The organism is Pinibacter aurantiacus (assembly GCF_019130065.1).
Taxonomy (GTDB): Bacteria; Bacteroidota; Bacteroidia; order Chitinophagales; family Chitinophagaceae; genus Pinibacter; species Pinibacter aurantiacus.
Map to the genome: position 1 here is coordinate 85,395 of NZ_JAHSPG010000001.1, position 21,482 is coordinate 106,876.

16 protein-coding genes are annotated in these 21,482 nt (G+C 43.0%); 5 read left to right on the top strand and 11 right to left on the bottom strand.

The window, feature by feature from the left end; all coding sequences use genetic code 11:
* Nucleotides 1–103: 103 nt before the first annotated feature.
* The 3 genes from KTO63_RS00365 to folP all read right to left on the bottom strand — a co-directional run bounded on the left by KTO63_RS00365 (nucleotide 104) and on the right by folP (nucleotide 2,753).
* Nucleotides 104–1,075, bottom strand: coding sequence for an EamA family transporter (locus KTO63_RS00365; RefSeq protein ID WP_217789131.1), 972 nt, complete (start codon nucleotides 1,073–1,075; stop codon nucleotides 104–106).
* A 7-nt stretch (nucleotides 1,076–1,082) separates the two neighbouring features.
* Entirely contained in the window at nucleotides 1,083–1,553 is a 471-nt protein-coding gene (locus KTO63_RS00370; RefSeq protein ID WP_217789132.1) for an Lrp/AsnC family transcriptional regulator, read from the bottom strand.
* Nucleotides 1,554–1,976: 423 nt separating this feature from the next.
* On the bottom strand, nucleotides 1,977–2,753 hold the full coding sequence (folP, locus tag KTO63_RS00375) for a dihydropteroate synthase (RefSeq protein ID WP_232372969.1): 777 nt from the start codon (nucleotides 2,751–2,753) through the stop codon (nucleotides 1,977–1,979).
* A 190-nt stretch (nucleotides 2,754–2,943) separates the two neighbouring features.
* On the opposite strand from folP, the gene KTO63_RS00380 reads away from it, so the two are divergent.
* Together KTO63_RS00380 and KTO63_RS00385 are read left to right on the top strand one after the other, a co-directional pair.
* A complete protein-coding gene (locus tag KTO63_RS00380; protein WP_217789134.1) occupies nucleotides 2,944–3,495 on the top strand; it encodes a DUF1599 domain-containing protein in 552 nt (183 codons plus the stop codon).
* Between the two features lie 133 nt (nucleotides 3,496–3,628).
* Nucleotides 3,629–4,744, top strand: coding sequence for a BT_3928 family protein (locus tag KTO63_RS00385; protein WP_217789135.1), 1,116 nt, complete (start codon nucleotides 3,629–3,631; stop codon nucleotides 4,742–4,744).
* Nucleotides 4,745–5,021: 277 nt separating this feature from the next.
* Here KTO63_RS00385 and KTO63_RS00390 read toward each other — a convergent pair whose 3' ends face one another.
* Nucleotides 5,022–6,341, bottom strand: a complete 1,320-nt coding sequence (locus tag KTO63_RS00390; RefSeq protein WP_217789136.1) for an outer membrane protein assembly factor BamB family protein — start codon at nucleotides 6,339–6,341, stop codon at nucleotides 5,022–5,024.
* Between the two features lie 160 nt (nucleotides 6,342–6,501).
* Here KTO63_RS00390 and KTO63_RS00395 point away from each other — a divergent pair, with 160 nt between their 5' ends.
* Both KTO63_RS00395 and KTO63_RS00400 read left to right on the top strand, forming a co-directional pair.
* Entirely contained in the window at nucleotides 6,502–7,572 is a 1,071-nt protein-coding gene (locus KTO63_RS00395; protein WP_217789137.1) for a class I fructose-bisphosphate aldolase, read from the top strand.
* Between the two features lie 302 nt (nucleotides 7,573–7,874).
* On the top strand, nucleotides 7,875–8,144 hold the full coding sequence (locus KTO63_RS00400) for an HU family DNA-binding protein (protein WP_217789138.1): 270 nt from the start codon (nucleotides 7,875–7,877) through the stop codon (nucleotides 8,142–8,144).
* A gap of 226 nt (nucleotides 8,145–8,370) precedes the next feature.
* Here the strand turns inward: KTO63_RS00400 and KTO63_RS00405 are convergent, their stop codons facing one another.
* The 7 genes from KTO63_RS00405 to nirB form a co-directional block, all read right to left on the bottom strand.
* Entirely contained in the window at nucleotides 8,371–8,853 is a 483-nt protein-coding gene (locus KTO63_RS00405; RefSeq protein WP_217789139.1) for a hypothetical protein, read from the bottom strand.
* Nucleotides 8,854–9,013: 160 nt separating this feature from the next.
* Nucleotides 9,014–10,498 carry a rubredoxin gene (locus tag KTO63_RS00410; RefSeq protein ID WP_217789140.1) on the bottom strand — a complete coding sequence of 495 codons (1,485 nt, stop codon included), beginning with the start codon at nucleotides 10,496–10,498 and terminating at the stop codon, nucleotides 9,014–9,016.
* A gap of 163 nt (nucleotides 10,499–10,661) precedes the next feature.
* Entirely contained in the window at nucleotides 10,662–14,171 is a 3,510-nt protein-coding gene (locus KTO63_RS00415) for a nitrate reductase (protein WP_217789141.1), read from the bottom strand.
* Nucleotides 14,172–14,349: 178 nt separating this feature from the next.
* Nucleotides 14,350–15,657: a NarK family nitrate/nitrite MFS transporter gene (locus tag KTO63_RS00420; protein ID WP_217789142.1), complete on the bottom strand. Its 1,308-nt coding sequence runs from the start codon at nucleotides 15,655–15,657 to the stop codon at nucleotides 14,350–14,352.
* Between the two features lie 78 nt (nucleotides 15,658–15,735).
* Nucleotides 15,736–17,088 carry an alginate export family protein gene (locus tag KTO63_RS00425; RefSeq protein ID WP_232372970.1) on the bottom strand — a complete coding sequence of 451 codons (1,353 nt, stop codon included), beginning with the start codon at nucleotides 17,086–17,088 and terminating at the stop codon, nucleotides 15,736–15,738.
* 113 nt (nucleotides 17,089–17,201) lie between these two features.
* Nucleotides 17,202–17,591, bottom strand: coding sequence for a nitrite reductase small subunit NirD (nirD, locus tag KTO63_RS00430; RefSeq protein ID WP_217789143.1), 390 nt, complete (start codon nucleotides 17,589–17,591; stop codon nucleotides 17,202–17,204).
* A gap of 123 nt (nucleotides 17,592–17,714) precedes the next feature.
* A complete protein-coding gene (gene nirB, locus KTO63_RS00435) occupies nucleotides 17,715–20,210 on the bottom strand; it encodes a nitrite reductase large subunit NirB (RefSeq protein WP_217789144.1) in 2,496 nt (831 codons plus the stop codon).
* A 201-nt stretch (nucleotides 20,211–20,411) separates the two neighbouring features.
* Here nirB and cobA point away from each other — a divergent pair, with 201 nt between their 5' ends.
* The gene (cobA, locus tag KTO63_RS00440; protein ID WP_217789145.1) at nucleotides 20,412–21,185 is read left to right on the top strand and encodes a uroporphyrinogen-III C-methyltransferase; all 774 of its coding nucleotides are present in this window, start codon (nucleotides 20,412–20,414) and stop codon (nucleotides 21,183–21,185) included.
* Nucleotides 21,186–21,482: the final 297 nt, after the last annotated feature.

Genomic DNA, 21,482 nt, shown 5'->3' on the forward strand with positions numbered 1-21,482 from the left:
CCGCATTCAATACTGAATGCGGCCATATTGCATATTAAACAAAAAGTATGATCGTGTTTTATTTGACCGCTACACCTATTAATTCTTAATTATTAATTATTAATTACTCAACGGCCATTTCCATTCTTCTCTTAACCGCCACTTTTCTCTCCTTCCTTGCTTTGGCTATATTGATAAGCAATACACTGGTTAAAATGATGGCAAGGCCAAGAATTTGAATCCAGCTCATTGGTTCGTTGTTGAAGAATACCCCCAGCAAGACTGCTACCACAGGGTTTACGTAACCATAGGTGCTTACCTGCGTAGCCGAACGAACCTGCAACAGCCATACGTATGCGCTATAGGCGATCAGTGAACCAAACACGATAAGATAACCTATCGACATCCATGCGCTTGTGCTTACCGTAGCGAATGAAAAGCTTTTTGTTTCGCCTGATAAAAATGCGAAAGGTAAAAATGCAATGCCTGCAGCAAACATTTGCCATGCAGTGTTTACAGTCGCAGGATATGCTGAACTTTTTGCTTTAGAATACAATGAACCACCCGCCCAGCTCATTGATCCTACAATTAAAATGAGCAGTCCCAACACCTGCGCGCCGGTATTTGCAGACGACATTGACTCGGCAATGCGCTGAACAAACAACAGGATCACGCCGGCAAAACCAATAAACAAACCGGTCAGTGTTTCGCGGCTCCTGAAGTTTTCTGTCCAATGCGCTCTGTCAAGCAACACAAACCAAATAGGCACTGACGATACAAGTACCGCCACCAGCGAACTTGGCAATGTTTGTTCTGCCCAGATCACCGCACCGTTTCCTATCAGCAATAATAAAATACCACTGATGGCTGCATGCTTGATGAGTGTTGGATTCCAAACCTTTTCACCTTTTATAATGCACCAGATCAGCAATATGGATCCGGCAATTAAAAATCTTAATGCCCCCATAATAAAGGGAGGAAATTCTGCTACTGCCTTTTGTATAAAGAAATAAGTTGATCCCCACACAATGTATACTGTCGCGAAGGCAAGAATCACCATTAGTGGTGACACTTTTTTAGATTGTTCGATGTTCATAATGTTGTTACTTTTCAGGGATGATAATCTGTTGCTGCTCTTTCACTGTTTCAAGTACAATCGTTGTTTTCGTAGAGGAGACTTCAGGTATCTTTCGCAATTCATCACGCATGAGGCGCATAAGCGAAGCGGAGTCAGCGGTTCTTACCTTAATTAAAAAACAATCTTCACCTGCAATGTGATGTACTTCCTGCACTTCCGGAAGTGCAGCGAGCAAAGTTGCAGCGTTGGTACTGCATGCAAATCCAACGGAGGTACGAATGAAAATAAATGCGAGCATCGTTTGCTTTACGGCCAAAGGATCAATTTGGGTGGTGTACCCTTTAATTACCTCCTTTTGCTCCAGCTTGCGAACTCTTTCCAAAACGGCAGAAGGCGCCATCTTCACTTCTTTAGCAAGATCCGCATTGGAGATCTTAGCATTCGCCTGAATAATATTCAGGATCTGCAGATCAATCTTGTCTAAAGTGATTTCCATTTCGACTAATTTTCTGTAAATCTAAAATCATTTAGAATTAAATTCAAGAAAAATTTGTAAAAACGAATATAATTCTGAAAAGAAGAACCGCCGGAGGCAAATTGTCTGGCACCGGTGAGTTTTAGCCTCGGGATTTTTTATAAAAATAAAGGAGCGTTTTGGGCTGAAATGTCCATGAGATGCGTGTTTGGAGGATTTTATTCTTATGGCCGAATAAAATTCGGCGGAAATCTTGATTTCTTTTGGCTAGCACTTCCCGTACAGACAAGGCAATGCCTTGTCTCTTTTGCACAATTACACTGCTGGTACAGACAAGGCATTGCCTTGTCTCTTTTGCACAATTACACTGCTGGTACAGACAAGGCATTGCCTTGTCTCTTTGCGCAATTACACTGCGGGCGCAGACAAGGCAATGCCTTGTCTCTACTGCGAATTAATTGCGCCTACCAACTTCACTGCTTCGACCGCTTCCCTCACATCGTGAACCCGCAAAATACTTGCCCCGTTCATAAGACTCACGGTGTTTAAAACGGTGGTTCCGTTCAACGCTTCTTCGGCTGTCGTTCCGAGTGTCCGATATATCATTCCTTTTCTTGAAAGACCGATCAGCAAAGGCTTTTCGAGCATTTTCAAAACTGAAAGATTTTTAAGGATTTCGAAATTGTGCGCAAATGTTTTGGCGAAGCCCAGACCGGGATCAACAATAATATCGTGAATGCCATTTTTCTTGCAGAGGTCAATTCTTTCAATAAAAAAATCAAGCACTTCCCTCGTCACGTTTTCATAGTGCGCAAACTCGTGCATGTTTTGTGGCGTACCCCTCATGTGCATGCAGATATACGGAACTTTCAATTTGCCAACAGTAGACAGCATGTCTTCATCAAGCGTCCCCCCGCTGACATCGTTTATAATACATGCGCCGTTTTCCACCGTTTCTTTTGCCACTTTACTATAAAAAGTATCCACAGAAATAAACGCTTCCGGAAAGTGCTCATGAAGCGTTTTTACCGGCTCCACCACCCTTTGCAACTCCTCTTCTGCCGTAATCAAATCGCTACCGGGACGCGTGCTTTGCCCGCCAATGTCAAGAATGGCGGCACCTTCGAGCAACATCTTTTCTGCCTGCCGCAACATTCCGTCCACCTGTTGCTGGCGGCTACCTGTAAAAAATGAATCCGGCGTTATATTAATTATGCCCATTACCAAAGGCCTGTTTATTTCTAAAATCCGCCCTTTGCAATTGAGTGTGTACATTGTATTATTTTTGGCAAAATAAGGGAAGATCGTGAAACGTCAATCGTGAATTCACCAGAAGGGCATTATTCACGTTTCACCATTCACGATTACCCGCCAGCGATTTACAATTTATCAAAAACGTTCATTACCGTTCATGGCAAATACTATTCAGCAGTACGATCAGGCAGTTAACAGTTGCAAGGAGATATTTATTAAAAAGACAAAGGACTATGGCACTTCATGGCGCGTGCTGCGTACCATTTCTATTGTTGACCAGATATTCATCAAGGCGAAGCGCATTCGCACCATCCAGGAAAACAAACAACAAAAGATAGACGATAATATTCAATCTGAATTTATGGGTATTCTCAACTATGGCGTTATTGGCCTTATTCAGCTGGATAAGAAAAATGACGAAATAGATGAAATACCTGCAGATGTGGTAGAGAAGCTTTACGGCGAAAAAATTGATGCGGCAAAATCGCTCATGCAAAATAAAAATCACGATTACGGCGAAGCATGGCGCGACATGAGCCAGGAAAGCTTCACCGATCTTATACTGACCAAACTCTTACGCATCAAACAGATCTTACTGAACGAAGGCAAAACCCTTATCAGTGAAGGCATTGACGCAAATTACTTTGACATCATCAATTACGCAGCTTTTGCACTGATATTGATCGGCGAAGGCAAGCACGGTAAATAATTGAAAATTGAAAGTTGAAAATTGAAAATGAACCTAAAAACATTTGGCCCACTATAACGATGTAACACACAAAGCATTTTCAACTTTCAATTTTCAATTTTCAATTAACTTCTAACTTCCTGAATTAAACAACATGAAAACATTAATCAACATTGCAAGAATCATTGTAGGAGTCCTGTTCATTTTTTCGGGGCTCGTAAAGGCAAACGATCCGCTCGGACTTAGTTACAAAATGCAGGAGTTTTTTGAAGTCTGGGGCTGGAACGGCTTAAACAATTTCACACTCACATTATCTATACTGATGATCGTTTTCGAAATAGTGGCGGGTGTCGCTATTTTGTTGGGCTGGCGAATGAAACTCTTTAGCTGGTTACTGCTATTGCTCATCATCTTTTTCACATTCCTTACCGCTTACGCCTTGTTCTCCGGAAAAATACAAACCTGCGGATGCTTTGGAGATTGTATACCGTTAACGGCGCAACAATCTTTCATGAAAGACTTGTTCCTGCTCGTGTTGATACTGCTCATATTTTTCAATTACAAAAAAATCCAACCAATATTTAGTGGAAAAGTCAGTATTGCTTTACTACTGCTTTCACTAGGAGCAAGCTTTATATTCCAGTGGTATGTGTTGACCTATCTTCCGGTGAAAGATTGTCTGCCTTACCGTGTTGGTTATAACATTCCGGAAAAAATGAAAATTCCTGCAGGCGCCATTCCTGATAGCACCGTAATTTCTTTTGTATACAATAAAGCAGGTAAAGACATCGAATTCACTGCAGATTCATTCCCTGCCGATTTCGATGACTCTTTATACCATTTCATAAAACGTTATGACAAAGTTATTCGCAAAGGAAACGCAGCTCCTGCCATCAAAGACTTCGTGTTAATCACGCCATCAGGAAATGACAGCACAGATGCGTTAATGCATAGCCAGGGAAACATGTACCTGTTCTTTATTCATGATGAAGACAATGCCGCCAACTGGAAAGCGCAATTATTTGAGGTCTACAAATTGGCACAACACAAAAACACTCCGTTGTTCTTTGTGTCTGCACTACCGGAAGAAACCATCAAAGCATTGGTAGGCAAACCTATGCAGGACGTGCCTTTGCTTAAATGCGATGCCGTAGCAGTTAAAACTGCCTGCCGCACAAACGCCGTATTGTATTTGATGAACAACGGAACCATTGTAAACAAATACAGCTATGCGAAGCTTGAAAAGGCAGTAGAGGAAATGCCGAAATAACTGAATAACTGAATAACTGAGTAACTGAGTAACTGAATAACTGAAAACGGCTTGCATCGTCATTGCGAGACCTGCGTAGAAAGAATACTCCAAATACAAAAACAATTTTGCAACCTCAAGAAGCGGTCGAAGCAATCTCGATTCGAGAGCCTAAGATTGCTTCGACCGTCGCTAATTTTCGACAATTGTTCAAATTTCGCGAGCATTGAGCTCCGCAGGTCTCGCAATGACGGTGCGGTTTTCGCGAAAAGGTTCAGTTACTCAGTTATTCAGTTATTCAGTTGCTCTGCAACTCCACCGCATACAAATTCCCATCAGCACTTCCCACATAAAGCGCGTTGCCTGCAACAACTGGAGAAGAAACAATTGAACCGAGAGTATACAATCTGTTCATGGCATCAACACTGGTTTGATAGTTGGCGAGATCTTTCCCTTCTGCAGCATAGGAAAAATCAAGATTGTTGTTTTTTAAAACCTTTTGCGCATTATTTTTTCTGGCATCAAACGCAAATACATCCAACTGTCTTCCACTCGCAATGTCGATGGCAAATAACTGGCCCGTAAAATCGCCGAAATAGGCAATTTTATTGGCAATCGCTGGTTTGTTATAAATATAGCCGTTTGCTTTGACGCGGTACAGTTCTTTCCCCGTTTGCTTATTAACTGCAATAAAACTGTACGAATCTGAGGTAGAGAAAAAGACCGCATTATCCTTCAAATTTGCAGACGCAACCACCCATGAACTCTCCGCATCGAACTTCCACACCAAAGTACCTGTATTTGCATTTAAAGCATAAAAGAATGCATCTCTTGTGCCGATGTAAATCAAACTATCATCGGCAACAGGTGCCCCCTGAATGCCTTCCAGCACATGATACGTTGGTTGCTCATTGGTTTTAAATTTCCATTGTATTGCACCATTTTTTGCGTTGATCGCATAAAGATTAAAATCCCAACTGCCTATATACACAACACCCTTGTGCAACAATGGCGCGGCATGTATGGGCCCGCCGGTTGCCAGTTTCCAGGCAATAGTTCCTCTTGTGGCATCCAGCGCATATACATTTCCGTCACTACTGCCGAAACAAACATGGCCATTCGCGCTGTCAATAGCCGGCGACGAAAGGAAAAAATCGAAGGGATCGTCCATGTACAGGCTGTCGGGCTTCATTGTCCACAAGCCCTTTGCGCCGATATGCCTTTCCCCGCCTGTTTGAAACCTCCATATCTCCCGTCCATTTTTTGCGTTTAAAGCGTAGTAACAGCCATCATAACTTCCAAAGAAAACCCTGTTATTGTATACCGTTGCAGAAGAATTCACTTTTCCTTTCGTACTAAATTTCCATCTCAGTTTGCCGTTGTTTTCATCAATTGCGTACAGACAACTATCCTCGCTGCCAATATATACCACGCCATTTGCAATGACAGGCGTTGAAAATATTTTTCCTTTTGTTTGGAACCGCCATTTGATGGCTTTGAACACCTGAGCTGTATCACCATTTCCCGGCTTTATAAATCGTATTGTATTGGCTGCATTAGTTTGTGTGAAAAAATGTACGAGGGTTGCGAGCAGGACTAGAGGAATTGTTTTTTTCATCAATAATAATTCTTTAAAAATTTGGCTGGAGTAGCAAAAAATAAACAATATAGGTACTTTAGTGCGACGCTGCAATAAACCGCTACTAACGTGTCGCCCCCTCCCTCCGTTCGCTAAACCAAATCGAATCAATCATTGTTAACGTATAAAACGAGTTTCTATGAACAAAAATCTTTTGTCTTTAATAGGAAAAGAAAATGAAGGATTACTGTCTCACGTCTGCAAGACCATTTCGAAAGAACAATTGCATCTCCCCTCGCCGGATTTTGTAGATAAGATATTTTCCATCTCAAATCGCAATCCACAGGTGTTACGCAACCTCCAGGCAATGTATGGCCATGGCCGTTTGGCAAATACAGGATACGTTTCCATACTTCCTGTCGATCAGGGAATAGAACACAGCGCCGGTGCATCGTTCGCCGCCAATCCAATGTATTTTGACCCTGAGAACATTGTAAAGCTAGCTATTGAAGGTGGTTGCAATGCAGTCGCAACAACCATTGGAGCGCTTGGTATTGTTTCCAGGAAATACGCCCACAAAATTCCGTTTATTGTAAAACTCAATCACAATGAACTATTGAGTTATCCCAATAAAGCGGAGCAGATCATGTTTGGTTCGGTGAGAGATGCGTGGAACCTGGGAGCAGTGGCTGTCGGCGCAACGGTTTACTTTGGCTCCGATGACGCCACACGCGAGATCATAGAAGTGGCAAAGGTATTTGAACAGGCGCACGAGCTCGGCATGGCCACCATTCTCTGGTGCTATTTGCGCAACAACTCCTTTAAAAAAGACGGCGTGGATTACCATGTGTCAGCCGACCTGACCGGACAGGCGAATCATATTGGAACCACCATCCAGGCAGATATCATCAAACAAAAATTACCAGAAAACAATGGCGGCTATAAAGCTTTGAACACGGGTAACAGTTCTTACGGCAAACTGGACGAACGAATTTACACCCAACTTACTTCCGATAACCCGATCGACCTTTGCCGCTACCAGGTCATCAATTGTTATAATGGACGTGCCGGACTGATCAACTCCGGCGGTGCATCTTCCGGCGAAAGCGATAAAAAGCAAGCCGTACTTACCGCTATCATCAACAAACGTGCAGGTGGCACGGGTTTGATATCTGGCAGGAAAGCTTTCCAGCGACCCTTCAATGAAGGCGTAGAAATGTTGAACGCCATACAGGATGTGTATTTGAACAAGGATGTTACTATTGCGTGACTGAATAACTGACTAACTGAATAACTGAATTGTACCCAAAGGGTGCTCGACGCCGAACGGTTAATGCAAAGCCTTAGTGCCTTGAGCGTTCGGCGACCGTCAGTTATTCAGTTAATCAGTTATTCAATTATTGCCCTAATGGTTTCCATTTATTCCACAATTTTTCCATATAACCGTTATTGTACTTGATTTTCATCAAAAAAAATATAATCTTGTAACTCTGTATGAAAAAGAGAGTGCCATTTGTACAAAACATGCCGGACTCTCTTATATTTGTCTTTTAACCATTAAAATCTCAAACGATGAACAAAGCTGATTTGATCGACAAACTAGCGTCAGACGCAGGTATTAGCAAAAAAGAAGCAGGTGCAGTAATCGATTCTTTTACTGATGCCGTTACTAAAACTTTGAAAAAAGGTGACAAAGTTACCCTTGTAGGTTTTGGTACTTTCTCTGTTTCTAAACGTGCAGCGCGCACTGGTAGAAACCCACAAACTGGCGCTACAATTAAGATCAAAGCCAAGAAAGTAGCGAAATTTAAAGCTGGTAAAGAGTTGTCTGAGAAAATATAAATTAAGTTGCTTGAAAATAAAGGAGGCCCACAAGGTCTCCTTTATTTTTTGCCCCAGACTAAGGAATTAGAAATTAGGAGTTAGGAATTAGAAGAATGCAACATGGTTATTAAATGTGTGCTTCGAATAATTTTACCTCAAAGCAATGCCCCAACTGCAGCCGCTCGTAGCACAGAAAGCATTTTCAATTTTCAATTCTCAATTCTCAACTCTCAATTCTCAACTCTCAATTCTCAACTCTCCTATACTTCTCCTCTATCACCCTATCCACTCCCAATGAATCAATCTTCTCAACGCCGCGCTGGATCAAGGTATCGCTGTTTATGGTGAGTGTGAAATGAAAGTCGTTGTTCTCCCAACCCCTCGCATTGCAGTACTCAAGGTGTTCTGAATAGTTTTCTCCATCAAGTGTATAAGAGCCACTGCCCGCGCCGAATACAGCAGTTGAATCTTTTCCACCGGAAAGATCGTGTTTGAAAAACGCGAAATGACTTTGGTTGAACATCTTAATCACCTGCTGATTTTTTACAGGAAATGTAACGACGGTGTCTTGCTTAGTAATGGACAAAGCGGACACTAGTTGCCATGTGCCGTCAAGCGCTTTGTGTTCATTGATCTTGGTAGCGGGTGGCTTGCAGTAAAACAATAGTGCGCTGCAAAGAAGTGCTACAGCCAAAGAATATTTCATGATTGTAATAAAGTGTTTCATCTATAGTGACGTGGGTTTTCATTTTGTAATGATTTTTGTGTTAGACCCGAATCTTTACCACTAAGGCACTAAGGGCACTAAGCATCACTAAGGCTTGTTGAGAACTTAGGCTCTCCTTAGTGAATCTTGTGTCCTTAGTACCTTAGTGGTGAAAAAAAGTTCAACGTTCAGCGTGCCTCAACGGTAACGAGAGCTCAACAAATCCACTCAAAGGCTCTTCGCATAGTGAACAGCAATAAGTATCGGGAAGATCGGCAAATGAAGTACCGGCAACTATTCCCTGCGTTTCATCGCCTGTTGCAGGATCATATATCGTCATGCATTTACTGCATTGATGCACTTTGTGTTCAACCGCTACTGCAGGTTGTGAAAGTGGTGCAGACTGATGACTTTGTAAAACATTCACAGCACTGGTTTTCTCATAATATAGTTTGCTCAATGAAACAAGATAAACACCAAGATGATCTTTCTCTACATTCTCGCGGAACAGCACCAACTCACCGGAATTAGGATTAAAATCCTTCGTGTATAAAATATCATAACGCTCAAGCGACTTCAAACGACTCGCATTTTTGATGTCACATTTTCTGATCACTACTGATCCAAACAAACCCGTTCTTGCTTTGATTTTAATGCTAAAACACAAGCCATAAGTCCTCACATCCTCCTTATCGAAATAGCGTATGATATGACGCTTCAATATCAATGCATCTTCACTGTTGTCCTCAACAATCCAGTTCAATTCGTTGGCAGCGTGGCGCACGTTGATCCGGTATTTTCCCAACACATAATCCCACAAACCACGATGTGCCGCATCAATGTTTTTAATGATAACAGACTTCCATGGCGTCGCATAAAACTGCCCAACTTTTGTTTCCATACAAATCGTGCAAAGGTCTTTCAAAAAAGGAACAGAAAACTCTTCATCCCTTTTGTAAATGCCCAGCCAGTAATAGTTTCCCTGCCTGTTGAATCCCTCATAATAGGGCAAATGAAAGGAAGGCAATTGCAAGTCTTTCTGCACGTTTCGCCCGATGTAACTTATGTGCTTCTTAACCAAATTAAAAAGCTTTCGACCATCACCTGTTTCGGAAATCATGGAAAATGCGTCATCCAAAAGTATCTTCTCTACAGCCTTCGTGACCGCCCCGATATCATTTGTGTAAATTTCCTCCGGCCAGCAAAACAAAGTGTTTGTCCGGGGAAAACGAATGTACAGGAACCAGTAATGACGCTGGGTTGTAGCGATCCAGTTAATATTGCTTGTAAAGAATGGAATGAAGGTTTGATTGTAATCGCAAATGCTCACTTTTAATTTATGCGATGCATCAAGCATATTAAACACATCTTTGTAAATGCCTTCGGAAAGCCATGTGTCATTTATAAAAATATCTGCTGCTGGGTAAGAGCTCGTGATATTTGGTGTCGCATCTTTCAATAGCGAATAAGCGATCTTATTCTTTTTGCAGGCATCAGTAAACGTTTTATAATGCTTTACAGGAACATCAATTATCAATTGCTGGCGCTGACCGAACTTCACGTCCTTCACTTGCGACAACTCAGCCACAGTAAGCACTTCAAACAAGTGCCCCGGAGAAATAATACCTCCGGTAAAATTGATAATGATCGTTTCTGTTTTCTTCATAATGATGATTTTTGGAGAGAAAGAACGCAGATTTTCATGATTGTCATGATTGATCAAGATTTTTTGATTTGAGATTTGAGATTTTGACGTTCATCATATTGTCAATTCCCAATTATCAGATCATCATTAATCGTGACAATCATGAAAATCTGCGTTCCTCTTCTCATTTTTGGCCAACGGCCTCCAACACGCCATTCGCTTCCCTTTCTAAAATCGCCTGCACCTCTGGTCTGCAGCTACCGCAGCCCTGCCCTGCACCCGTTGCCTGGCAAAGACTTCCGAGATCTTTGAACCCTTCTTTTATTTTATTGCAAATATTTCCTTCGCCCACGCTTCCGCAAGAGCAAACCAGTTTTCCCAACACCGGTTCAGCCTTTTTACCTGAACGCAACAACTGCAAACGCTTTTCAGATAATTCAATTTTGTTAGCGATCAAATCCTTAAACTCCAGGAACTCCGATCTATCGCCAATCAAAATTGCACCGATCAACCTGTCGTTATGAATCACACATTTCTTGTAATAACGCTTTGCCTTATCTATGAACACCACCTCTTCATATGCCGGATCTTTTGGAGTTTCCACGGTGCCAAGTGAACAAATATCAGCACCATGCAACTTCAAAATATTCATGAAAAGCGAACCTTTGTAATAGTTGGAAATGTCACCGCTTAAATGCTTCGCAACTATTTCAGCTTGCTGTTCTGCAGCTGCAGTAATTCCATACAAAACGCCTTTAAACTCTGCAATCTCGCCGATCGCATACACTGAAGGATCATTCGTTTGCAAGTATTCATTCACCACAACGCCCCGCACACAAGTCAGCTCAGATGCTTTTGCAAGTTCAATATTCGGTGTAGTTCCAATGCTCATCACAACCGCCTGGCACTCTATTGTACGACCACTTTTCAATTTTACACCTTCCAGTTTTTTATTGCCAAGAAATCTTTCTATTTCATCGTTGAATAAAATATCAATCTTGCGATCAGCAAGCTCTTCCTGCAGCAGGCGGCTTCCGAGTTCATCCAACTGTCTGTCCATAAGCTTCGATGAACGTTGCATTAAGATCACTTCAAAGTTCATCTCAGTAAGCGATGCAGCCATTTCAATACCCAGCAGACCGCCACCTACAACAATCACTTTACCATTAGCAGGATCAATATGTTTCTTAAAATTGTCCGCGTCTACTCTGCTGCGCATGGTGAAAATTCCTTTCAACGGAGGGGTATCGCGCAGTAGCGCAGCGCGACTTCCGGTTGCCATTAAAAGGACATCATAAGAATGAAGTTTACCATTGCTATCTGTCACCACTTTATTAGCGCGATCAATATGAGTAATGCTTATTCCCTGGAAATAATCGATATCATGTTCGATCACCTCTTCCGTTGTCATCTTCACCAGCTGGTTCCACTTTTGCGTTCCACTTACATAGTCCGGCAACATTACACGGTTGTAAAATGGCAAGTCTTCCTTACTGAAAACCTTTATTTCATCGGTGTTATTCACTGCACGATAGCTTCTCACAAAGCCATGCGCACCGGCACCAGCGCCAATTACGATGATCTTTTGTTTTGGCTTTTTATATTTCTTAACCTCCACTGCCGTGAACTTAAAATCGGGCTGCAGCGATGTAGGATCAAGCAAAGTATGCGTGAGATTATTGGCTCGATTCAAATCGTTGTTGAGAATTTTGCCCCAATGCATTGGCAGGAAAACAACACCACGCTTAATGCTGGTTGTCAGTTTCGCTTTTACTCTTACGTTACCATTGCGATTGGTTATTTCAACAATATCATCTTCTGAAATGTCTCTTGTAAATGCATCGTCAGGATGGATTTCTAAAAATGCATTTGCAATGTGTTGTTTCAGTTTATTCACTTTTCCCGTCTTGCTCATCGTGTGCCATTGATCGCGAATTCGGCCGGTAGTAAGGATCAGCGGCAATTGAGGGCTCACAGGTTCAGAAGCATTCTCATCATTCACGGCATGAATGATCGCTTTTTTTGAAGGTGTGTGAAATCGATGATCGGTAAACAAACGCTTTGTCCCCAGCTCAGTATCGCCGTTGTATGGCCATTGTACCGTCCTGTTGCGTTTGATGATGTCATACGACAAAGCACTGATATCAATGTTCGTGCCTTTTGTTATCTGGCAATGTTCGTTGTAAATTTCTTCGAAAGAATTATAATCAAAACCGTGATAACCCATTTTTTGTGCAAAACGACAAATGATCTCCGCATCCGGCAACGCTTCACCCGGCGGCGTTACAAGCTTTGACAAATAACTGATGCGGCGTTCTGCATTCGTCATCGTACCTTCTTTCTCCGTCCACGCAGCGGCAGGCAAAATCACATCCGCATATTGTATCGTTTCTGGCTTGGAAGAAATTTCCTGCACCACTACAAACTTTGCTTTCTTTAATGCAGCTTCGGCTTTGCGCACATCAGGCAGGCTCAGCAAGGGATTGGTACACATGATCCAAATTGCTTTCAACTTTCCCGACTCTAAAGCTTCAAACATTTCCGTTGCAGTCAATCCACGTTTGTCTGATATTTTTTTTCCACCCCAAAATTCTTCCACTTCTTTTCTGTGCAAAGGATTGGCAAGGTCACGGTGTGCAGGTAAAATATTAGCCAATCCACCTACTTCGCGGCCGCCCATCGCGTTTGGCTGGCCAGTCAATGAAAGCGGCCCGCTGCCTGGTTTTCCTATTTTTCCCGTAATTAAATTAAGGTTGATGAGGCTCAAATTTTTATCAACGCCAATCACACTTTGATTCAAGCCCATCGTCCACATCGTAATGAAACTTTTTGATGCACCGATATATGCCGCCGCTTTTCGAATATCCTCTGCAGGAACGCCACAGATAATGGCTGCCTCTTCCACACTGCGTTCCATTACTTTCGCCGCATACTTTTCAAAACCTTCTGTGTGATTGTGCACGAAGGAAGCATCGATATCTCCTTGCTCGATCAACACTCTTCCAATGGCATGATGCAACACAATGTCCGTACCCGGATTCAATTGCAAATGCAAATTCGCCAGTGAACAGGTTTGCGTTACACGAGGATCGCTTACAATGATCACCAGGTTTGGATTTGCTGCCTTTGCAGCTTCTACTCTTCTCCACAATATAGGATGGCACCATGCAGGATTTGCGCCGGCAACGAAGATGCAATCTGTTAATTCAATATCATCATAACAAACAGGAACAGAATCTTCACCCAATGATTTTTTGTAAGCAGCCACCGCACTGCTCATGCACAACCTGGAGTTAGTATCAATATTGTTGCTGCCTATAAAACCTTTGATCAGTTTATTTACAACATAATATTCTTCTGTTAAGCATTGACCCGAAGCATAGAACGCAACAGCTTCCGGACCAAATTTTTCTATGATCGTAGAAAATACGGCAGCTGTTCTTTCCAATGCCTGGTCCCACGAAACACGCTGTCTTGGAAGATTTTTGTTATAGCGCATTTCAGGGTACAACAACCTGTCGGACGTATCCATCACCGTGTAATGCAGGTTCATGCCTTTAGAACAAAGCATGCCCTTATTTACCGGATGGTCCTTATCCCCTTCTACATGCAGCTTTCCGTCGCGGTCCTTATGAACGATAATTCCGCAACCTACTCCGCAGTAGCAACAAGTTGTTTTGATAGATTCTGTCATGTTATTTTTTTGGCACACAGATGACACAGATTAGACTGATCTACACGGATTTTCTCCGAGTGGTAAACTATTTATCGAAGACTCAAAACATTCATCAGTTCAGTTATTCAGTTACTCTGTTATTCAGTTAATAGATCAGTGCAAATCAGTCCAATCAGTGTTATCTGTGTGCTGTAGTTCAAACGGTCTCAAGCGCTACTTCAAGTTTACCCACCACCTCAGTTTCTTCTTTCTTACTAAATCTTGTAAGCAATATCACTATCGATGCTACTATCACGATACAACCGATGTAGGTGAACGCATCTACATAAGTGATCGATTTTGATTTGAATAAAAACCCGAACATCATTCCTCCAAGATTTCCACCTGCACCTACGATACCGCTTATCAACCCGACATTCTTTTCATTGATGAACGGAACAATGCCGTAAGTGGCGCCATTGGCCATTTTCAGGAACAACGCAAATGTGAGCATCGATGAGATCGCTACAATCAAAGTGCCGGATTGTGCAAACAATATCAAACCAATTCCTTCCAGCAACAATACAAATGCAAGCAACAATCCTTTGCCACGCATGCCATATTTGGCACCGGTTTTATCAGATACAATGCCGCCTAGTGCTCTTGCAAAAAGGTTCATGAATCCAAAAATACCCGCCCAAAAACCTGCCGAACTTTGCGATAGTTTGAAAGTGTCAACAAAGTGAAGTGACGCAACATTATCAAAGGTTATTTCCATTCCAAAACACATTGCATAGGCAATCGTCAACGCCCATATTCTCCAGTCTTTTAAAACCGAATAATCTGTTTTTCCTTTTGACACATTGTATCCTATTTCATCAAAGTTACCGTTGGGCGTGTCTTTCGTGAATTTGTAGTAAAGAAATGCGGCCACCAACATCATAACGCCTGGCAGGATCATGGCATATCTCCACGCTTCTCCTTTTGTATAACCCATTCCAACGATAGCAGCAAATATCAAAGGCATTACCATGTTTGTTACACCACCACCAAGATTGCCCCAACCTCCGGCAACTGCATTGGCAGTTCCTTTTATTTTTGGAGCAAACATCATGGAAGTGTGAAACTGAGTGATAACGAATGAAGAGCCTATAACACCTATGGCCAACCGAAACAATAAAAATGAAGTGTAGTCATGTGCCAGTCCCACCAGGAACACCGGCAACGAACCCACCAAAAGCAGTCTGATAGCTGTTTTGCGAGGACCCCAGATATCGCAGAGCTTACCAATGATCAACCTTGCGATGATGGTAGATGACACAGACGCGATGATGATATTCCCAACCTGCGATTTTGTCAAACCAAGATCTTCACGAATCGTAGGCATTAAAGGCGCAAGGCCGAACCATCCGAAAAAGCATACAAAGAACATCAGCCACGTAATGTGGAAGCTGCGCATTTGCACTGACTTAATGCTGAATATGTTGAGTTTCTCTAAAGGCTTGTTATTAATTGTGGGCTGCATACTTAGTAGTTTTGAAGTGTTTGATAAAACACATATGGAAGCAATCGTGCACGGCAGGCAATCGGAAACGCGGAGCAATTACTTAAGAATGAAGTCCGGTTTAATATTGATCATCAGGTACGCCCAGTTGCTGTTGCTCTTGGCATTCGCAACATTTTTTACAGTTTCTGAAACCAGTGAAGCGGTGCTCCAGTAATGACTGTAGCCGGCTTCAAAGGAAATCACTTTGGTTAAATTGTACGTTGCTACGACATCGGCTTCTGTTCCAAAATTTCTGCTGTAAGAAACATTGTTGGAAGAAGTAACATCGGAAGCACTAAGAAACTGGTGAACATCGGCGGCAAGCAATAGTTTGCCAGTGGCTTTGAGTTTTGATTTGATGTAAAAGTCCTGCAGGCCGTGACCGCCAAATCCGCTTGCTGCATAATAATAATCCATCAATCCCCAGAATTTATGCGGTGTTCCGTATAACGGATCAAACGCTTTACTCGTGCTGCCGGATGTTCCACCAGTAGTATAATCCACGCCAGGTCCTATAGAAAAAGTCTTATTTAAAGCAAACATCGCATTGGCTGTAAGCAAGGCTGCGTTTAGCTTTTGGCCAACTGCATTTTTACCACCCTGGTAATATGCCGATGCTGTAAGTGTCGTCTTGTTAAATGTATTGGTGAAAAAGAAACCAGTTGTAAACCTTGTCCACGCCCCTGTTTCCCATGTTTTCACGCTATTGTCTGAATGATATTTGCTGAACTGGTCTGACAGGAACAAAAACGATGCATTTCCTTTTTCAAACTTTTTTCCTGCATAGAAAAACTCCATACTCTTGTACATTGCACCGCCATTGGTGTTTGCAGGATAGTTACCGGGAGGCGTAGGATTGTAAACCGTTCCCGATGACAATTCTTTATTCTGATTGAAAGCACCACCCAGATGTAACATCCAGCTGTTAGCTTCATATTTCAGCAAAGCTGCATCATGGCGGCGACCTTGCTGCAGCCAGTCCAGGTTGCCCAATAAACGTGAATCATCATATAGTAATTCTTGCCTGCCCAGTTTTATACTGAACGTTTTGTTTTTTAATGTTGTATCCGTAAGCATTACCTCTGCCCATGCTTCGTGTACCATCAGGCCGTTGTTGTCTTGAGTGGTAGTGCGGTTCACTGTGGAAGCATCCTGTCCCCACACACGAACATCCTGCACGCTAAGGCCCACTTTAAATCGGTAGCCCGTGAAACCGGCATTCAATCGTGTTCTCTGGGAGGTAAAAAATGCGGGCTTTGTGCCTTCCGGCAACGGTGCCCCTTGCCCATCCCGCAGTTCTGAGCGGGTTCTTAATTGTGCGCCGAGGGATAATTGCGCGAGGCTTTTAAAAGGAGAATGCAAAGCCAATGACACCACGGAAAATATCCCTGCGCGGAATAAATTTTTCATGTTAATTTTGGTTTGGTTTTAATTGACGCTATCAGTTAAGATCGAGAAGCCTGGTAAGAGTGCAATCTTCCGGGCTTCGCTTTTTACCCTTCGACAAGCTCAGGGTGACAAGTTCAGACAGTTGTCAGGCTGAGCTTGTCGAAGCCTCCATAGAAGCCTATATACACGCGGTTTTCTTCAACTTTTACTGGGTATGTTTTCAGTGAGCATTCTGCTTCGTCGGACAAGCAGCGGCCATCTTCGAGTGAGAAAGTTTTTTTGTGGAAAGGACAAGCCACTTTGGGTTCGCCGTTCTGTGTACCGATCATACCACGGCTGAGCGCCATCTGGTGTTTGTGCGGACACATGTTTTGTGTTGCGTACCATTCTTCTCTTCTTGAAAAATGGAAAAGCGCAATTTGCTCTTCCTTATATTTTACGCAAACACCGCCGTTTAAAGGAACGTCATCCGTTTTACAGGCGAAGAACCAGTGGACTTCCGTGAGTGTTGTTGTTGAGGACATAGTATTGGTTTTATAAGTTGTTAATAAAGGCAATTTGAAAATGTGCTAATTTGAAAATTTGAAAATGAAACAGCCTACCACGCTTCTAATTCCTAACTCCTAATTCCTAATTCCTAATTTTCTCTACCATCCCGCGGCCTTCTTCTGATCGCGCATCATTTCAAATTGAATGCTAGGATCTTTTTCTTCCGGTGCGTTTACGAAGTGATTGAAGCGTTTGCGCAATTCAGGATTGTCAACCACTTCTTTCCATTCGCATTTGTAGTTGTCCACCAGCGATTGCATTTCTGCTTCGAGTTCTGCATTAATGCCCAAACTGTCGTTGATCACTACGTTGCGGAGATAATCCATACCGCCCTCCAGTTTGTTGAGCCATGTAGCAGTCCGGGTCAGCGGATCTGCAGTTTTGATGTAAAACATCAGGAAGCGGTCAATGTATTTGATGCATGTTTCGCTGTCGAGGTCAGCCGCCAGCAAAATTGCATGTTGTGGTTTCGATCCGCCATTGCCTCCCACATACAAATTCCAGCCTCGTTCTGTTGCGATGATCCCGAAGTCTTTGGACTGTGCCTCGGCACATTCGCGAATGCAACCCGAAACCGCGGATTTGATTTTGTGCGGAGCACGCAAACCTCTGTAGCGTTCTTCAATTTGTATCGCAAAACTTACACTGTCGTGCAAACCAAAGCGGCACCAGGTAGAGCCTACGCAGCTTTTCACGGTACGCAATGCCTTGCCGTATGCATGGCCGCTTTCAAAACCTGCAGCAATCAATTCTTCCCAGATGGCAGGCAAATCGCTTACGTGTGCGCCAAACAAATCGATACGTTGGCCGCCTGTTATTTTTGTATAGAGATTGTATTTTTTTGCCACCTCGCCTATCACGATCAATTTTTCAGGTGTAATTTCTCCGCCGGGAATTCTCGGCACTACTGAGTATGTACCTCCTTTTTGAATGTTTGCGAGATAGCGGTCATTCGAATCCTGCGCGGTGTCATTTCCTTTTACCAAAATCATTTCGTTCCACAAGCTCGCAAGAATGGAAGCCACAACAGGTTTACAAACTTCGCAACCATCGCCATGTCCAAGTTCATCTAGCACGTCATCGTACGATTTTATCTTTTTGATCTTGATCAGGTAATACAACTCCTGGCGTGAATAGTTGAAATGTTCGCAAACCACATTGCGGATGTATTTGCCCTGTGATTTCAGCGTATAGGTAATAATGTCTTTTACCATTGGTGCACAACCGCCGCAGCAAGTCGCTGCCTTTGTACATTTCTTAATGCTATCAAGCGTTTCATTGCCAGCTTCCACCGCACTGCAAATGGCTCCTTTGGTAATTCCCTCGCAGCTACATATAACGGCATCTGCCGGCAAACCCGCTACACCAGCGCCTTGCGGGGCATCTCCACCTCTGCTGCCAAGTAAAATATCTTCGGGATTTTCCGGCAGGGCAACTTTATTTTTAGTGGTTTGCAGCAACATATTGTATGCAGCAGCATCGCCTATCAATACGCCGCCAAGCAGATATTTTCCGTCAGTACTAATATTGATGCGTTTGTACACGCCTTTCATCGTGTCTTCAAAAACAACGGTGCGACAATCTGCGGCAGGAACAAAAGGATCGCCAAAGCTTGCCACATCCACGCCGATCAGTTTGAGTTTGGTACTCATGTCAAAACCGGCAAAAGCTTTCTCAGCGGCTGAAAGAGTGGCCACCACTACATCTGCCATTTCATAGCCCGGAGCAACGAGTCCATATATCATACCGTTGAACAAAGCACATTCGCCGATAGCGAAAATCGTTTCATCGGTAGTTTGCATTTTTTCGTTCACCACAATACCACCACGTGGGCCAGTTTCTAAACCCGCAGCTTTAGCGAGCTCATCGCGCGGTTTGATACCGGCAGATATTACAAGCATATCTACATCTATGGAAGTACCATCCGAAAATTGCATACCCGTAATGCTTTCATCACCTGTAATGCAGCTTGTGTTTTTATTGGTGAAGATGGTGAGGCCCAGTGTTTCAAGTTTTGATTGCAATATTTTAGAACCGCTGTCATCAATCTGGCGCGGCATCAGTCTTGGGGCAAATTCAATTACATGCGTGTCGGTTACACCAAGGTCGATCATTGCTTTTGCAGCTTCAAGCCCAAGCAGACCGCCGCCGATAACAGCACCACGTTTCGCTTTCGATGCGTGTGCCGTCATCATTTCAAGATCTTCTATTGTGCGGTAAAGGAAAACGCCTTGTTTATCTACACCCGGAATTGGAGGAACAAACGCAGCTGAACCGGTAGCCAGCACCAGGTAGTCGTATTCAACAGTAAGGCCTTTGTGGGAAAGAATTGTTTTTTGCTCGCGATTGATTTCTTTAACGGGATCACTGGTGTGCAATATAATATTGTTGTCGGCGTACCAGTTTGCCGGAGCCATTAAAAGATCATCGGCAGATTTGCCGGAAAAGAATTCGCTAAGATGAACACGGTCGTACGCCGGGCGAGGCTCTTCTCCAAACACCGTAAGAGAATAAGTTCCCGGTTCGAATTTCGCTACCAGCTTTTCGCAGAATTTGTAGCCAACCATGCCATTTCCAATTACAACTACTTTCATGCAGCGTTATTTTTTTGGTTAGAATGGATGGCAAACAATCGTTTTGGTCACATATTACATTTTATACTATGTAATATCTTTAATCATAAAATTTCAATTTTTGGCAGTCATTTTATGATTTCTACTATAAATTTAGGTAATTTACTTTCATATTGCAAATACAAACTAGGTAAATTAAACACATAATTATTTTTACAATATATGAAAAGACCAAAACTAACGCTGGTAGGTGCGGGTCCGGGCGACCCAGAGCTTATAACTTTGAAGGCGATCAAAGCTATTAAAAATGCCGATGTAATATTATATGATGCGCTGGCAAACAATGAACTTTTAGAATACGCCTCCCCTCACGCCGTGAAGCAATTTGTGGGCAAACGCTATGGTTGTCACGCGCTATCTCAAAAAGAAATCAACGACCTTATTATTAGCAGCGCATTGGCTCACGGAAATGTAGTGCGGTTAAAAGGCGGCGATCCGTTTGTATTTGGTCGCGCACAGGAAGAAATAGATACGGCAAGAGAACATGGCATAGAGGTAGAAGTGGTTCCTGGCATTTCAAGTGCATTGTCGGTGCCTGCTTCTCAAATGATCCCCCTTACCTGCCGTGGCATTAATGAAAGCTTTTGGGTAACGACCGGCACAACCCAATCCGGCAACATCTCCGACGACATTGCGTTGGCTGCGAAATCCTCTGCAACCGTGGTTATATTAATGGCCATGAGCAAGCTGGAAGAAATCATGGATATTTTTAAGGCAAACGGCAAGGCTGAAACGCCGGTCGCCATTATACAAAACGGCACATTGCCCAATGAAAAGATCGTTATCGGTAAAGTAAAGGACATTGTGTACAGAGCGCAATACGCCGAAATCACCAACCCGGCGATTATAATGGTGGGCGAAGTAGTGACGCTGCATCCGTCGTTCCTGAAGACTTTTGCTGCGAAAGAATTGGTAAGTGCGAAACGTGGCGAATAATTGAATAACTGAGTAACTGAATAACTGAGGATTTTACTGTCAATCATTCTGAGGAAAATTTTGTCATTTCGCTGATGCAAGAAGGCCCGCCCGGATGAATCAAGTTCGGACGGGCTTCGACAAGCTCAGTCCCGCTAACGCCTGCGGGACTGAGCTTGTCGAAGCCCCGTTAAACAGAAGCTATGATCGTCAACTGTCGGCAACTGACCGCAACATGAAAGGAGGAATTTGAAATTTGTCATGATAGTTCTGCGATAAATATTCAAATTCGTATAACTTAAAGGCAGGAATAATTTT